This is a genomic window from Leptospira terpstrae serovar Hualin str. LT 11-33 = ATCC 700639 (genome assembly GCF_000332495.1).
GTDB lineage: Bacteria > Spirochaetota > Leptospiria > Leptospirales > Leptospiraceae > Leptospira_A > Leptospira_A terpstrae.
Genome location: NZ_AOGW02000010.1, coordinates 611,169 through 627,752 on the forward strand (window position 1 = coordinate 611,169; position 16,584 = coordinate 627,752).

12 protein-coding genes are annotated in these 16,584 nt (G+C 38.6%); 8 read left to right on the forward strand and 4 right to left on the reverse strand.

The features are described 5' to 3' along the window. The first annotated feature begins 40 nt into the window (after positions 1-40). From LEP1GSC203_RS11340 to LEP1GSC203_RS11375, 8 genes are read left to right on the forward strand one after another with little or no spacing between them, the layout of a single operon-like run. Positions 41-1,348, forward strand: coding sequence for a response regulator (locus LEP1GSC203_RS11340; protein WP_002974251.1), 1,308 nt, complete (start codon positions 41-43; stop codon positions 1,346-1,348). After that, positions 1,341-1,706, forward strand: coding sequence for a response regulator (locus tag LEP1GSC203_RS11345; RefSeq protein ID WP_002973983.1), 366 nt, complete (start codon positions 1,341-1,343; stop codon positions 1,704-1,706). The genes LEP1GSC203_RS11340 and LEP1GSC203_RS11345 overlap by 8 nt, the downstream gene beginning before the upstream one ends. Before the next feature lie 2 nt (positions 1,707-1,708). Then, positions 1,709-2,080 (forward strand): STAS domain-containing protein, encoded by a 372-nt coding sequence (locus LEP1GSC203_RS11350; protein WP_002973716.1) that lies wholly within the window; start codon positions 1,709-1,711, stop codon positions 2,078-2,080. After that, entirely contained in the window at positions 2,080-4,281 is a 2,202-nt protein-coding gene (locus tag LEP1GSC203_RS11355) for a chemotaxis protein CheA (protein ID WP_002973780.1), read from the forward strand. Before LEP1GSC203_RS11350 ends, LEP1GSC203_RS11355 begins: the two co-directional genes overlap by 1 nt. A 10-nt stretch (positions 4,282-4,291) precedes the next feature. Then, positions 4,292-7,006, forward strand: a complete 2,715-nt coding sequence (locus LEP1GSC203_RS11360) for a methyl-accepting chemotaxis protein (RefSeq protein WP_002973709.1) — start codon at positions 4,292-4,294, stop codon at positions 7,004-7,006. A gap of 14 nt (positions 7,007-7,020) precedes the next feature. Then, positions 7,021-7,497, forward strand: coding sequence for a chemotaxis protein CheW (locus tag LEP1GSC203_RS11365; protein WP_002974539.1), 477 nt, complete (start codon positions 7,021-7,023; stop codon positions 7,495-7,497). Then, a complete protein-coding gene (locus LEP1GSC203_RS11370; RefSeq protein ID WP_002974136.1) occupies positions 7,497-7,985 on the forward strand; it encodes a chemotaxis protein CheD in 489 nt (162 codons plus the stop codon). The genes LEP1GSC203_RS11365 and LEP1GSC203_RS11370 overlap by 1 nt, the downstream gene beginning before the upstream one ends. A 4-nt stretch (positions 7,986-7,989) precedes the next feature. Continuing rightward, on the forward strand, positions 7,990-9,042 hold the full coding sequence (locus LEP1GSC203_RS11375; protein ID WP_002974276.1) for a protein-glutamate methylesterase/protein-glutamine glutaminase: 1,053 nt from the start codon (positions 7,990-7,992) through the stop codon (positions 9,040-9,042). Here the strand turns inward: LEP1GSC203_RS11375 and LEP1GSC203_RS11380 are convergent, their stop codons facing one another. The 4 genes from LEP1GSC203_RS11380 to LEP1GSC203_RS11395 are packed head-to-tail and all read right to left on the reverse strand — an operon-like array spanning position 9,043 to position 16,581. Beyond that, complete coding sequence (locus LEP1GSC203_RS11380; RefSeq protein ID WP_002973892.1) at positions 9,043-11,796, reverse strand: ATP-binding protein; 2,754 nt, start codon at positions 11,794-11,796, stop codon at positions 9,043-9,045. 5 nt (positions 11,797-11,801) lie between these two features. After that, complete coding sequence (locus tag LEP1GSC203_RS11385) at positions 11,802-13,448, reverse strand: acyl-CoA carboxylase subunit beta (protein ID WP_002973993.1); 1,647 nt, start codon at positions 13,446-13,448, stop codon at positions 11,802-11,804. 47 nt (positions 13,449-13,495) lie between these two features. Beyond that, on the reverse strand, positions 13,496-13,837 hold the full coding sequence (locus LEP1GSC203_RS11390; protein WP_002974050.1) for an STAS domain-containing protein: 342 nt from the start codon (positions 13,835-13,837) through the stop codon (positions 13,496-13,498). Then, the gene (locus LEP1GSC203_RS11395) at positions 13,834-16,581 is read right to left on the reverse strand and encodes a SpoIIE family protein phosphatase (protein ID WP_002974157.1); all 2,748 of its coding nucleotides are present in this window, start codon (positions 16,579-16,581) and stop codon (positions 13,834-13,836) included. The genes LEP1GSC203_RS11390 and LEP1GSC203_RS11395 overlap by 4 nt, the downstream gene beginning before the upstream one ends. Between the last annotated feature and the right edge of the window lie 3 nt (positions 16,582-16,584).

Genomic DNA, 16,584 nt, shown 5'->3' on the forward strand with positions numbered 1-16,584 from the left:
AACCCTGTAGAATTTTACCATAGGATTTCCGATAATCTATATGGTGGAATCGAACGTAAACCAAAATCAGTCCTCAAATGTATTAGGAAAGGAACACCTTCGGCGTCCCAAGGAACCAATCTTAATCATAGAAGATAAAAAGGAAAACCAAGTCCTTTTGGAAGCAATTTGCAAACGTATTGGAATGGAATCTGCTATTGCGGAAGACGGCAAAGTGGCGCTAGAAATGGCTTCAAAACGTCCATATAGTTTGTATTTAGTAGATTTGATGATGCCAGTTTTGGATGGAAAAACCTTCATCCAAGAAAGAAAAAAATTAGAACCTTCCGCGGTATTTATCATCCAAACTGCCATCGACCAAATCGATGAAATTATCGAAATTATGAAATTGGGTGTTTATGATTATCTTTTGAAACCCCTTCATATAGAAATTGTAGCAGATCGTCTGGAAAAAGCACTAGAATACGTCTACTTAAAGCGAATGGAATCTCTTCTCATTGATGAGGAATCAAAAGAATTAAAAAGCCAATTAGAATGGCTAAATTACAAAGAATCTCATCGGAAAACTAACGAAATCAATTCCGAACTTCATTCGATTTTAAACATAAAAACTACATTAATGCAAGGTTCAGGCCTCGGAGCCATGTCGACGATCATTGACTCCATTCAACAAATGAAAATAGACCAAGGTAAGGACTACTCTATCAATAAAGAGTTTTGGGATCTACTATTTGAAAATCATGAACATAATATCACTATGATGAAAGGTTTAGACCTTGCAGTAGAAATCATCCAAAAAGATACAAATTTGGTTAGGACTAAAAGCGAAGACTTACTTGGCATTTTGCCCGCACTCATTGAAAACTTTAGAGAAGAAATTTCTGAAAAGGAATTAAAGGTAAATCTGCCAGTTGTAAAACAGTCAGTGTTTCTCGACATTGATTTAGAATCGATGAAGGTGGCAATTCATGAAATTATCACAAACGGACTCAAATATTCTAAAAGAAAATCTCATTTTGATGTCTTTGTCACCTTTGTAGATGGTTATTTTTGTTTATCTGCAAAAAACAATATCATAGAAGATGAGTATGCAAAACAACTGGCTCAGTCAGAAAAAAAACTTGTAGAACCATTCTATCGCATTCATCCGCCGGTGGAAAGTTTCTATTCAAAAGAAAAATTTAGCTTGGGTCTTGGGTTGACCATGGTAGATTTTATCCTCCACAGACACAATGGAATGTTTTTTATACGAAACGCAATCGACCATACAACAGAAGTAAAAGCGGACTGTATCATCGCCGAAATATTTTTACCAATCCAAAACGATAAGGGAACAAAACATGAATAGAAAGATATTGATTATTGATGACTCTGCGGTATTCCGAAAAATCATCTCAGTCCATCTAAAAAACGCAAACTTTGATTTGATAGAAGCTGGTGATGGATTAGAAGGATTAAAACAATTAGAATCAAATGAAGTCGATTTAATCGTTTCTGATATGAATATGCCGAATATGGATGGAATCAGCTTTATAAAAAAAGTAAAAGAAAATTCTAAATTTAAATTTACACCCATCATCATGTTAACCACAGAATCTCAACCTGAAAAAAAACAACAAGGAATGGATGCTGGTGCAAAAGCATGGCTTACAAAACCCTTCTCCCCTGAAGAGTTGTTAGATACTATTTCAAAACTACTACCATAATCATGGAACCGGTACAAAACCTTAGGAAAACAAATTCAGGCTTTGAAATCTCTTGGGAAGGGTATTTAACCGTACCTTTTGTACAAGAATGGAAAAATTTAACTGACATTTGGACAATTTCCAAAGGCAACACCATCCAACTTGATTTAAATGGAATCCAGAGAATTGATTCTGCAGGAATTCAGTTTTTGATGTATTTAAAAACATTAAGCCAAAAAAAACATTTTTTGATCCAACTTTCAAACCACTCCCTACCTGTTTTAAAAGTTTTGGACTTACTTGGTCTTGTTAGCTTTTTTGGCGACCGGGTTAAAGTTAAAAAAGAACATTCTGCTGAAGTAGAATTTCGGTATGGAACAAGGAAAGCCAACTGATGGATTTAACAGAGGTTATAGATGCCTATTTAGTTGAATCAGAAGAGTTTCTTCGTGATATGGAATCTATCCTTCTACGTACAGAAGTATCTATCCCTACCGATGAGGATCTGAACGCCATCTTTCGTGTGGTACATACGATTAAAGGTACAGCGGGTATGTTTGGTTTTGGCACTACAGTAAAATTTACACATGTAGTAGAAAATCTTTTGGACCAATTGAGGTCCCACGAAATTCCTTTCCAACCTGAACTAACAGAAATTTTATTAAAAGCAAAAGACCATCTTTCCTATCTAGTAGCAGAAGAAACCAAAGGCAAAATTCCAGAGTCAAAAATTGTCTTTGGAAATCAAATTTTGGATTTAATGAAGCCATTCCAAAAATCGGATAGTGACAATATAGCGAAAAATCAAAACCCAAAAGACATACAAACTCCAAAACAAGATGTTAATTTAAACAGCCCCCTTGAATCCGAAAATAATTATTCAAAACAAAAACAAGACTCTTCTATACCCGGTTATTTGATTTCTTTTCGGCCCAACAGAAACGTATTTGCCCAAGGACTCGATCCCATCTCGTTTATCGGATACTTAAAGAAAATCGGAAAAATCCAAGCTTTAAAAACAATTGCAGAGACAATTCCAAACTCTGATGAATTTGATCCCGAATCCTGTTATCTAGGTTTCGAAATCCATTTCGTGAGTGATTCCGATTTAGAAGCTGTTCGCAAAGTATTTAACTTCATTGAAAGTGATTCATTTTTACACATCCTCCCTCCTGGCTCAAACGTGGAAGATTTGGCCGACCTATCAGGTCAACTTCCAGAAGAAGAAATTTTACTCGGGAATATTTGGAAAGAAATCCAAATCCTAACCGATGCTACATTAATTAACTACTATGAAGAATTGAAAGTTCGTAAAACAGGGATTTCCAATTCCGCCATAAAAAGCCAAACTTCTGCATCCATCCCGGAACCAATACAGGAAACCGAGGAATCAAAAAATCCAACAAATACTCAGAAGGATCAAAATAAATCTTCAACAATTAAGGTAGATTCAAAACGAATTGATAAACTTATCAATCGTGTAGGAGAACTAGTCGTTTCCTGTGCCAATATGAACCAACTCATTGGTTCGATGGAGGATTCCAATCTACAAGAATCTTCCATGCTTGCCATGAGATTACTCAATGAAGTAAGAGAAATTTCACTAAAACTAAGAATGGTTCCTATCGGGGATACTTTTCAAAAATATACAAGAACTGTTCGAGATTTAGGAAAAGATTTAGGTAAAGATATTAAACTGATAACAGAAGGTAATGAAACTGAACTTGATCGAAACATAGTAGATAAGTTAGGTGACCCGCTGACCCATTTAGTAAGAAATGCCTGCGATCATGGTTTAGAATCAACAGAAGAACGAATCAAAAAGGGAAAACCCAAACAAGGTACGATCAAACTCAATGCATTCCATGAAGCGGGAAGTGTTGTTATAGAAATTACTGATGACGGGAATGGTATTCAAAAAGAAAAAGTTTGGCAAAAGGGAATTGAAAAAGGACTTGTTTCTGGACCTTTACCGGATGCAGAGGAAGATGTTTTTAAACTTCTTTTTCATCCTGGACTTTCTACTGCCTCGAAGGTAACCAATGTGTCAGGTCGGGGTGTAGGGCTTGATGTTGTTTTACAAAACATAGAATCTTTACGTGGAACGATTGCAGTCAAATCCACTCCGAACCAAGGAAGTTGTTTTACGATTCGTCTACCTTTAACCCTTGCGATCATAGATGGTTTTTTAGTAGAGGTAGGCAAAAATCAATTCATCATTCCTATGGATATGGTTTTGGAATGCCTTCACTTTACAGACGAGAACAAAATGGACTCAAACCATTTCTTTGCTCTTCGAGGAAATTTGATACCTTTCCTACGTCTCAAAGATTATTACCCAACAGAAGATTCTGGAGAGAGTTCCCGTGAAAATATTGTCATTGTTCGGAACGGAGAAAAAAAGGCTGGAATCGTTGTAGAACGACTTCTCGGAGAATACCAAACGGTAATCAAACCGATGGGATCCGTATTCCGCCATGTAAAAGGTGTTAGTGGTTCAAGTATTTTAGGTGATGGAAATGTTGCACTCATTATAGACATTCCATCTCTATTCGAACGAACCATTGCAGTTGAAAACGAAAGATTATTAAAATGAAGAGGATGATATGAAAAATGTAAAGATTAGCACAAAGCTGATAGGTTTTTTCCTTACGGGTCTACTATTTGTAATTTGGACTTCGTTTTATACTTGGGGAATGCTGAGTAAGTCGGGTATTTCGGAAGAAAAGACTAAGGTGCAACTTCAAAAAACAGAAAACCTAACTTCGGTTTGGAACTTAAGCCAATCCATACAATCCGATCTCTTCACTGCCCTACAATCACAGGAAATAGACAAAACATCTATTGCAAAAATCAAATATGATTTAGAAAAACTGAATTCTGCTTGGGAACAAATTACAAACCTCCCCAATTCTCCCGAAGAATCAGCCATCCTAAAAACAGCGATAACACAGAAAGAAGAATACAGTGTTTTGGTTAAATCTTTTCTAAACGAACCTGACGATCTCACAAAAAAAGAACTCTTAAAGTCTACCCTTACGGAACTTTGGAAACCCTACTCTTTCTCTATTTCCAAATGGAACACTCTATTACAAAAAGAAAGTATATCTGAAATTGCCAAAGAAGATTCAAAACCGTTAGAAACACTTTCTCCTTTTTTTCTCTCTGGTGCTGTCTTTCTAACGATCACCGCATTTTTACTTTTCCTTTTACTCAGACAAGTGGGAAAACCGCTCCAAGATGCGATTCAAATCAAAACGGCATTGGATTGTGTATCTACCAATGTAATGATTTCTGATCTAGACTTAAATGTAGTTTATATGAATAAGGCGATTCATTCTATGTTTGGGAAATCGGAAGCGGATATCAAAACTCAAATTCGAAACTTTTCACTCAAAGATTTGATGGGAAGCAATATTGATAGTTACCATAAAGATCCAAGCCACCAAAGAAAACTTCTTGGTTCATTTACTTCAGAACACAAAACGAGCATTAAAATCGGGAACCGCGAATTCAATTTAATTGCAAACCCAATCATTACTAGTTCTGGCGAACGATTGGGTAGTGTTGTGGAATGGGCGGATGTAACAGAAGCGAATGCAAATTCAAAAGCCATCGAAAGATCTCAAGCAACCGTAGAATTCAATATGGATGGAAGTATTGTCACTGCGAACGAAAACTTTCTTACTCTTATGAATTATAGTATGAATGAAATCAAAGGGCAAAACCACAGGATCTTTCTCGAAACACAAGAAGCAAATTCAGAAGCCTATCGTCAATTTTGGGCGGCGCTCAATCGTGGAGAATTTCAATCTGCTGAATACAAACGTATTGGTAAAAATGGAAAAGAAGTTTGGATCCAGGCGATTTATACTCCTATTATAGATGCAAACGGAAAACCATACAAAGTCATTAATTTTGCAACAGACATCACAGAAAATAAAAAACAAGTAAGAGAGTTTATTGGTCAAATTGAAGCCATCAATAAGGCTCAAGCAACGATTGAATTCAATATGGATGGAACCATTATCACTGCAAATGATATCTTCTTAAAAACCATGGGCTACGGTTTACAAGAAGTTGCAGGAAAACACCATAGAATGTTTGTGGAACCTGCCATGGTCAATTCGGAAGATTACCGTCAGTTCTGGGCAGGTTTAAACCGAGGTGAATTTCAAACCTCAGAATATAGAAGGATTGGAAAAGGGGGAAAAATTGTATGGCTCCAAGCAACCTACAACCCCATCCTCGACTTAAATGGAAAACCTTACAAAGTCATAAAATTTGCCTCAGATATAACTGAACAAAAGAATGTAGCAATCGAAACGGCTCGAATTGTAGACGATTTAGTCATTGGACTTTCTGCTTTGGAGAATGGAGATTTAACACAACTCATTACCAATGAATATGATGGTGGGTTTGCAAAACTAAGAGATTCCTTTAACAATACCTCTAAAAAACTTGTAGATATCATCAACGACGTAAGAACCAATACAGATGCTCTTGTCAATGCTGCTGACGAAGTGGCGTCCACAGCCAGTACACTTTCACAAGGTGCCAGTGAACAGGCGGCATCTGTAGAAGAAACTTCTGCTTCCTTAGAGGAAATGGGAGCCTCCATTGATCAAAATGCTGAAAATGCAAAACAAACGGATACCATTGCCACTAAATCGGCAAAGGATGCAAAACAAGGTGGAGAAGCCGTAAAAAACACAGTTACAGCAATGAAGGAGATTGCGGACAAAATATCTATCATTGAAGATATCGCATACCAAACCAACTTACTGGCATTAAATGCAGCCATCGAAGCAGCAAGGGCCGGGGAACACGGAAAAGGATTTGCTGTAGTAGCTTCAGAAGTTAGAAAACTGGCAGAACGTTCACAAAAATCTGCTAATGAAATCGGAAGTTTAGCTGGAAGTTCTGTTCAAATTGCTGAATCTGCTGGAAAACTCATTGAAGAAATTGTTCCTGCCATCAATAAAACTGCGGACCTTGTCCAAGAGATAACTGCAGCAAGCCAAGAGCAGTCCTCAGGTGTCAATGAAGTCAATAAAGCAATGGGACAACTGGACCAAGTTTCTCAACAATCGGCAAGTGCTTCGGAAGAATTAGCAGCCATTGCAGAAGAACTCCAAGCCCAAGCAGAAAAACTTCTATCTTCTATTAGTTTTTTCAAACTGGGTAAACAAGCAAACTTCCAATCTGTTGTAGAATCCAAACATACAAAACCAGTAGCAAAACCTACGGGCAGACTACAAACACCGAATGCCAGAAAAGCGGATCCGTCCGATGACAATGGCAAGTTTCAGAAGTATTAAAGAAGGATACCTATATGCAGGAACTCCAATATTTAACTTTTTTAATTTCGGAAGAACTTTTCGGACTCGGAATCTTGTACATCAAAGAGATCATAGAATTTGAATCTGTGACCCATGTTCCGATGATGCCAGAATACATTCCTGGTGTGATTAACCTCAGAGGGAATGTAGTACCAGTCATTGATCTCAATATGAGATTCTACAAAAAGAAAACGGAAACAAATCGTAAAACCTGTATCATCATTACAGAAATCAAGATGGAAAACGAAATCATAGATGTGGGTCTTCTTGTGGATGCGGTCAATGAAGTAGTCGATATTACTCCTGATTCCATTGAAGAACCACCTAGTTTTGGTTCGAAAATCCGATTGGATTTTATCCAAGGTCTTGGAAAATTAGAAAATAAATTTGTGATTATTCTGAAAGTGAACCAAATTCTGGAACTTTCGGAGTTACAAACGATCCAAGAAACATCGTCAAATGTGATGTGATGGATTCACCTAATGAAGTAGTAGATCGTTTTCTAAACCCTGGAGAAATTTTCTTCGGAGGTCCTGAATTTAGGGTCAAAACTTTACTTGGGTCCTGTGTATCTATTGTGTTATGGCATCCCAACCGTCATTTAGGTGGGATGTGTCATTACCTCCTCCCTACCCCGGCAGATCTGCATTCAGAAAAAACTCACAAATATGGAGTCGATGCAGTTGCTTTCTTTTTATCTGAAATGAAAAAACGTAGATCACAGCCAAACGAATATTACGCGAAGGTATTTGGAGGATCCAATATGTTTCTGCATGAAGAACGAGAAATTTTAAAGGATAATTCCTCATTAAACGTTGGAGCTCGCAATGCAGAGTTTGCTAAAAAAATTCTAAAAGAAAATGAAATCAAAATTCTTTCCGAAGACCTTGGTGGAACATTATCAAGGAAAATATATTTTACTGTTTGGGACGGAGAAGTCTGGGTAGAGAAAAAATAGTTTTATGAAAAAAATCAAAGTTTTTGTAATCGATGATTCTGCAGTCGTAAGACAAGTGTTAACTGAAATTTTCAAATCAGATTCCAATTTTGAATTTTTAGGTAGCGCTTCGGATCCTCTATTTGCATTAGATAAAATGAATAATAATTGGCCTGATGTGATTGTCCTGGATATAGAGATGCCAAGAATGGATGGGTTATCGTTTTTAAAAAAAATCATGTCGGAAAGGCCTACTCCCGTTGTGATTTGTTCCACATTAACTACGGAAGGTTCGGATACTGCAATGTTTGCCATGAGTCTTGGTGCTTGTGATATCATTACAAAACCAAAAATCGGATTAAAAGATTTTTTAAATGAAAGCACAATTGAACTCACAGACGCGGTGATGGCAGCTGCCGCAGTATCTTTAAAAGCACTTCCCTCACTATCGAACCAAAAGCAGTTCACAGTAAAACTAGATAAAAAACAAGATATCTCCCAACTACAAGCAACTGAAAAAATTGTTGCGATTGGAACCTCCACTGGGGGAACAATTGCCCTGGAAGAAGTCCTTACTAAACTGCCAAGAGACAAAACACCGGGCATTGTCATTGTCCAACATATGCCTGAAAAGTTTACAGAAACATTTGCCAAACGTTTGGATTCCATTTGTGAAATCAGTGTCAGAGAAGCAAAAGATGGAGACCGAGTGGTTAGAGGATTGGCCCTCATTGCTCCAGGGAATCGCCATATGACTGTGAAACGTTCGGGAGCCCAATACTATGTAGAAATTACAGATGGTCCTCTCGTCAATCGCCACAGACCATCAGTGGACGTCCTATTTCGTTCTGTCGCAAGGCATGTGGGAAAAAATTCGAAAGGAATCATCATGACAGGGATGGGAGATGATGGGGCTTCTGGATTACTGGAAATGAAAGATGCGGGTGCTGATACCATAGCACAAAATGAAGAAACATCTGTTGTGTTTGGAATGCCAAAGGAAGCAATCAAGAGAGGAGGTGTAAACCACATCCTCCCCTTAACTGAAATTTACAAAACGATTGTGGGTTACGGTTAGTTAACCGAGACCCAACTCTTTCGTTACTTTTACTTTTCTTGCCCGAATGTCCTCAGGAGACTCTTCCTTCAAAATTTCATCCGGTTTGATTTTAAAAATGGCTTGAGCTTTCGACACAATCTTTCCATCAGAATCTACCATTAGATTTTTAACAATGGTTCCGCTCACAGGAGCTAGAATTTTGTTAAACATCTTCATTACTTCAATGATGAAGAGAGGTTGTCCCGCTTGGAAATGGTCACCTTCATTGATCAATTGAGGTAGATTTGGTGCTTCTTTAGAATAGAACATTCCACCCATTGGTGCCACAATTTCATCCCCAGACATTTTTGGTGGTGGGTTCAATGTTTTAATGTAGGCATCTCTTGTGTCTTTGTTTTTAAATTCATCCGGAACCACTCCGTCCAAATCAGCATTCACATCCAAACCAAAGAAATTGGATTTGATACCAATTTTTGGAAGGAGTAAAAGAGTCTCAAGACCTGCTTGGAATCCGTTATGGCTTGCAACCGATGCAGACCAAAGTTCATCCGAAATTGTTTTGGAAGGATTTTTACCCTTTGTTAATGCCTCAGACAAATCTTTCCAGGAACTAAGACCTGTGCGATTGGCCAATTCAGAATAGAATGCTTTTGCTTCTGTCAGAAGATTTGCATCATGATCCCAAATTTTTTCGGAGCTCGCTTTCTCTTCTGTCGTATCTAAGTTCAAATAGTAATACAACGAATCCAAAAATTGGATCGGGTTTTCAGAGAAAGTAATGTTACTTCCATTTCTAGTCCAAAGTTTGCCATCGAAGTAACCAAGAAAACCACCCAAAAGGTGTGGGTTCGCAAGAAGTCGCTCTAAAGGACGAATGACAAGAGTCATCTTTTTGTTTAAGATTTTTTTAAGCTCAGGATCTGCTGCTTTTGTTTTTTCGGTCCAAAGATACTCTAAATCTAGATCATTGATGATGGATTGTAAAGCACCGATTCCTGCAAGATAAGAAATCATAAACGCAGTAGATGGTTTGAACATAGCATCCTTACCCAAAATCCATTGGATGAGTCCGTAGTGAACAAGTAAGTTTGTTTCTAAGTTTTGGCCCCTAAGCTCAGTTTTGCGAAGTATGTTTCCTAAAATTTCTAAGTTTTCCGTTCTAGAGTTTCCATAAGAAACAATAAGAGCTACGTTAGAATCATAAGCCCCAGCTAGATTGTAATGAACAAAGGCACCTGTATCCGGGTTACGTGTACAAATTCCTTGGTCATCCCTAATCTCTTCAGGAAGGGAATTGGACCAGTTTTGGATGATTCCACCCGCATGTGGTTGGAGTGCACGGTTTGTTGCATTGATTCGAACTTCCGCTCCCGATACGTTTCTTACAATTCGCTCCGGTTTAGGAACCCTTGGACCATGAATCGAAAGAACAGCCATTGCTTCCACGAGGGAATCAATGTAAAAGAAATCATTTGGATCACTCGGATTGGTGAACTTCATTTTGTACACCATCTCCGTCACACGGTGTTCCACCTGAATCCTTGTGTTTACTTCCATAAAGAAGAAACTATTTCCTTCCACAATACATTCAAAAGTAGAAACTGAATTCAAACGAATGGCTTTTCCAAACACTTCTGCTTGGTTTTCCATATCCTTTAAAGTTTGCACATCTTTGTCGAGAATGGCAGCTTTTTTGGAATTGGAAGAACGAACTAAATCAGCTTCTTTTTGTAGTAACTCAACAGTTTGCGAAATCTCTAAAAGTTTTTGTTCGTGCATTTGTAAGGAACAATCACGTCCACCAAGGGACAAAGACCATTCCCCGTTACCAATCAACTGGATTTCGTTATGGCGAGTGTTTTCAATATTTAACTCAATAAGGAAGTTTCTATTGGAACCAACGGCAGTGACTTTCGATTCTGCAAGGATTTCCATGACCGCTGCATCAATTTCTGATTTTTCACTGATGACACGTTGTCCCTTTCCCCCACCACCACCGATGTATTTGAATCGAACCCGTTTGCCAGGATATTTTTTCCAAATTTCTTCGCAAAGGATCGCAGACTCTTTTTGTAAGTCTGGGATGGAAGTAATGTCTATGGTTTTTTCATAAGAAAGTTGGAGTAAATCTTCTGCATTGTCTTCCAGTGATTTTGAATCATTGAAAGAGAAGGTTAAGTTATTTTCCTTAGCAACTTTCAAAAGTCCGTCTTTGGAATTTCCCGTTTTTCGAAGTAAGGCAAGTGCAGTGATATTATCCACACCTGGGGTTACCGAGACATTGAGACTTCTTGCTAGTTTTTTTGCCTCATCTTTAGCACCAGCACCTTTGGCAACATGGGAACTTGGTCCCATAAAGATAATTCCTGCTTTTTCAATTGCTTCGATGAATTCAGCATCTTCAGCCATAAATCCGTAACCAGCAAAAATATGCGTATAACCATTGTTTTTCGCAATACCAATGATTTGGTGGATTCTTTGTTCTTTTTCTTCTTTGCCTGCTCCCATATAATCAGGAACACGATGGATGTTGTCTGCAAATCGGAAGTTACGAAGCTCCGGGGCAAGTGCCTTTGGATACACAATGGAATCTTTTTCAGAAAGTAATATTCCATATTCTTTTACACCAATGGCATCAAAAACATCCATGGTTTCTTTACGGACAGGACCACGGCAAACAATGAGGCACTTGATCGATTCTACACTAAAAGACCGGATCCATGCGGATTCGGACTCTTGGAACTGAATGCGTTTTAAATTCTTATCTAACATGGAAATTATTCAAACTCCCTTTGAGGACCGGACATTTCCGCCGGTTTGTATTTGGACATCAGGAAACTCAAGTTTTTAGATAACACATTTCTTGTGTAACCTGGCAAAATGATGGAAGAAACTGAACCAAGAGAAAGTGCTTCTTTTGGATTCATCAGTTCTTTTTCGTATCTTTGACCGATTTCAAAAAGTTTGGCATCGCGAACGGAAGCGGCTTCCTTTTCACTCATTCCCTTTTTTACATTGGCCAAAAATTCTTTTTGGATTCCTGTGATTTCATCTTTGTAAACATACTCTTTTCCAGCAGGACCCATTACCGCAATCCTTGCTGTAGGAAGTGCAAACACCATGGATGCTCCCGTAAAATACGAGTTAAATGTTGCATAAGCTCCACCAAACGCATTACGAATGATGAGTGTAAGTCTTGGAGTTCGAAGGTCAATGATGGAATCGAGAAGTTTTCTTCCTTCCAATACGATACCATTGTGTTCTTGGTCACGACCTGGTAAAAATCCTGTTGTGTCTTCAATGAAAACCATAGGAATGTTGTATAAGTTACAGAATCTTACAAAACGAGTTCCTTTGCGAGAAGCTCCGATATCAATCTGACCTGAGGATACTGCTGAGTTATTGGCAAGAAAACCTACCACATGACCACCAATCCTTCCAAAAGCAGTGACGATATTTCTTGCTCTTTGAGGTTGTAATTCAAAAAACTCACCATGATCACAAATTTGTTGTAAATACAATGTGATATCAAATGGAGTGTTCATTCCTGTAGGAGAATTGAAAGTTTTTCTAAAAAGAATATCTTCTTCGTAAATGAATCTGTCCACAGGATCCGATGTAGGATAAAACGGCGCAAAACTATGGTTATTGTCTGGTAAATAAGAAAGAAGTCGGATCGCAGTTCTGAGTGATCCAAGTTCATCGTTCGTGACTAAGTCTACTACACCAGATTGTCCGTGAACTTTTGGTCCACCCAAATCCTCGGCAGAAATATCTTCCCCAAGAACTGACTTTACTACTCCAGGACCTGTGAGACCAAAGAAGGTTCCATCACATTGGATCATAAAAGATCCTTGGCGTGGAAGGTAAGCTCCCCCACCCGCATTAAAACCAAACATTAGCATTACGGAAGGAACTACACCGCTGATCTTTCGGAGTGCCGTAAAGGCTTCCGAATAACCATCAAGTCCACCCACACCCGCAGGCACATAAGCACCGGCAGAGTCGTTCATTCCAATGAGTGGTATCCCGTGAGTTCCTGCCATTTGGATGAGGCGCGCGAGTTTACTACCATTTGTAGCGTCCATTGAACCCGCACGAAGTGTGAAGTCATGTCCGTAAACGGCAACATCCCGACCTTTGATATTTAAAATTCCGGTAACAATGGATGCCCCATCTAAATTGGGACCCCAGTTTTGATATGTGATGTTAGGTTCTTCATCGGTAAGGACTTTGATTCTCTCCCAAACCGTCATACGGCTTTTGGAGTGTTGGACGCGGATTCTATCTTCACCGCCTCCAAGGATAGGTTTCTCAATGAGTTCCTTTCCTAATTTGAGAGCATCATCATAAATTCCGGTTTGCGTATCCGGAGCCTTGGTTTCTTTGAACGGGTTGGTTAGGGAATACTGCTTGGTTTCCATAAGTTTTTTTCCAATGTTTTGTTTAGGATCACTTAGAAAAGTGATTTTTACTTCAGAGCAGAGCTCAAATCAGGATAAATTGTAAATAGCTGCTGCATTCCAATGATATCGAATACTTTCTCTACTGCAGGTTGAAGGCCACAGATGGATATGCTTATTTTTTGTTCTTGGCAAAGACGTAGAGTCGTTACGAGCAATCGAAGTCCGGCAGAAGAAATAAAGGGAACGTCACTCAAATTGAAAATGACCGGTTTCCCTGCGGCACTGACTAGGGCCATCAAATCCTTTTCAATTTTATGTGTGTTGTGAACATCCAAATTGCCTTGGACATGTACAATCATTTTGTCACCAATGGCTTCCGAATGGATTCCAATTTTATCTTCGTTCATACAATAGTTTTCTCCAAATAGGTTATGTTTTGTTTCCCGTTGAAGTCATAGGACACCTTGTCCATCAGAGTCTCCATTAGATAAACGCCAAATCCTCCCTTCCGTTCCCCCTTTAAATTGGCTTCTACGGAAGGTTTAGGAACTTTTTTTCTGTCAAAGGGTTTTCCCTCGTCTATGAGGACAACCTTAAGATTGTCACCAATCAATTCCAACCGACATTCAAAACTTGGATGACTAAGTTCTGTATCCTTGTAGCTGTGCATGACTATATTGGTTGCTGCTTCATCCAAAGATATAAGAACATCATCAAAGGCAAAGGGTTTTGTGATTTTGCCTTCTAAATGTTCAGAAATAAAATCACGAAGTTGCGGAATTGAGTCTGGGTGTGCAGGAAATACTTTCGAAATTTCGTAACTTATTACATCTGCAAATTTTAAAATCATCACCGTAAAGTCATCATATTGTTCTTCTGAACGAGAGAACTCACGAATGTCATCGTAAACGGCTTCTACGATTTTTTGTGAAGATTCAAGCCTTCTTTCAATAATGAATTCTATGAAGCGGTCTAGACCGTATTCTTCCTCTTCAGGATTTTTTTCCTCAATGGCCCCGTCTGTATAAAAGACCAAAATGTCCCCAGGTTCAATCTGAATCTCACCACCTTGGTAGTTGGTTTGGGGAACTACTCCAAGGGGTGCTCCTTTTCCTTTCAAAAGTTCAAAACTACCATCTTTACGAATCCAAATTTGGTCGTTGTGACCGGCAGAGGCAAATTTTAAGGTCCGCGTTCTTCTTTGGTAGTTTACAAGGAAAAGAGTCACAAACATTCCTGACTGGGAATCTTCGTAGATCAGTTGGTTGGCACGAAATAGAAGTTCTGAAGGAGAAAGGTCTGTCGTCCGTGAAAGTGTGCGAATGATAGAACTTGACATTGCCATAAAAATGGCAGCAGGTAAACTTTTACCCGACACATCGGCAACTAAAAAAGAAAACTGGTCTTCTCCAAAGGAATGGAAATCATAAAAATCACCTGACACCTCTTTGGCGGCGACAGACATCACACCTAAGTCAAATAGCGGAGATTGGATGAGCGAGTTAGGAAGAATATTATTTTGAATTTTTCTTGTAATCTCGATTTCCTTTTCAATTGACTTCTTTGTGATGATCTCTTGGTTTAGCCTTAAGTTTTCATAAGCCTTGGCGAGTGGAGAGGAAAGGGTTTTTAACATCCGAAGGTCAGTTTCATTGAAAGAATGTGCCGAAAGTTTTCCGCTTACATAAAGTGCAGCCCTTAAATTTCCACCCCTAGGGGCAATCGGCAAAATGAGAAAGTTTTTCTTTAAAGTATAAAACTCTAATTCCAAAAAGGATTCCTCTAGTTGCGGAGAGACCACTGCCATACGTGGGTTTCCCGACTCCATAAGACTTAAAAAAAGACGACTTTCTGGCATGGGAAAAAAAGACTCACGTACAATCCCGAGTTGCCTTGCATAAACCTGGATTCGGCTTTTGTTTTTTTCTTCAATTATGACCATTCCCGCATCTTCGCATGACAACTCTTTGGTGAGGATACTTAATGTTTTGGACATAAGCCCCAGTTCATCATGGGATTCGAGAACAGCTTGACCCAAATCAAAAATTGATTCTAAAGTACTTAGCTTTTGTTTGAGTTCTAAGTTAGTTTCATTGAGATTTTCGAGTAATCTTGTTTTTTGAATGGCAACAGCACAGGCACTAGAGAAAGACAAAAACGTATCAATATCGTCCTGGCTAAAGTTATTTCGATCGATAGTATTGATGGCTTCTATGACACCGATGACTTCGTCACCAACAATCAAAGGACTTGCTAGGATATTCCGTGTAATGAAATTAGAGGCTTTGTCCACATCTCGGAACACACGATCGTCATTTTGCGCATCGTTAATAATCATTGGTTGTTTTGTGACTGCAACTGTTCCGGCAATCCCTTGTCCCACAGGAACCTTGATTTTGGCCACTTCTTCGCGTTTTTCTCCGGTAACAGTGTGGAAAATCAAAAACTCTTTTTTATCATCTAACAAAAGCAAGGAACTAGCTTCAGTACGAAAAACAGATTTTGCCGATTCCATCACCATCACGAGTACACGTTCCAAATCAACACTGGTATTAATTAGAACTGCAACTCGAATGATTTCCTCTAAAAAATACTGAAGTCTATTATTATTGTTATGAATATTGGCATTGTCGATGAGAAGTAATATGGAAGTAGTAAGGGAATTAAAAAATTGTGGTTCTGATTCTGAAAGGACAGTATCTTTAAAAAGTGCATTGAGGTTAGCACTAAAGTAATTAATTAAATCCAAATCCTGTTCAGAAAAATTTTGGAAGTGTTTGATACCTTCCAGGACTAAAACTCCTAAAGCTAAGTCCCCAATCTCATCCCCCACATAACAAGCAATATAAGACTCTGCAACAGGACCATCGGAATCTTTTAAATGAGAGCCTTTTTTAATAAGGATACTTTTACGGGTTTTAAAAACATGTTTGGCAACCAAACCAGCACTGGATTTGTCACCAATCAATCCGAAACGGCTTAGGTTCCCTCTTTCATTTCGAAAATAGAATGCAGCAGATTTTGCTGAGACAAGTCGTTTTGCTTGACCAAGAATAAAATGGTACAAGTCATCTAATTCAGAAGAAGATGAGAGGTAAAATCCGCCTTCGTTGTTTTTTCGAATGATTGGCGGAAGGAAACTGGGCTTCAATGG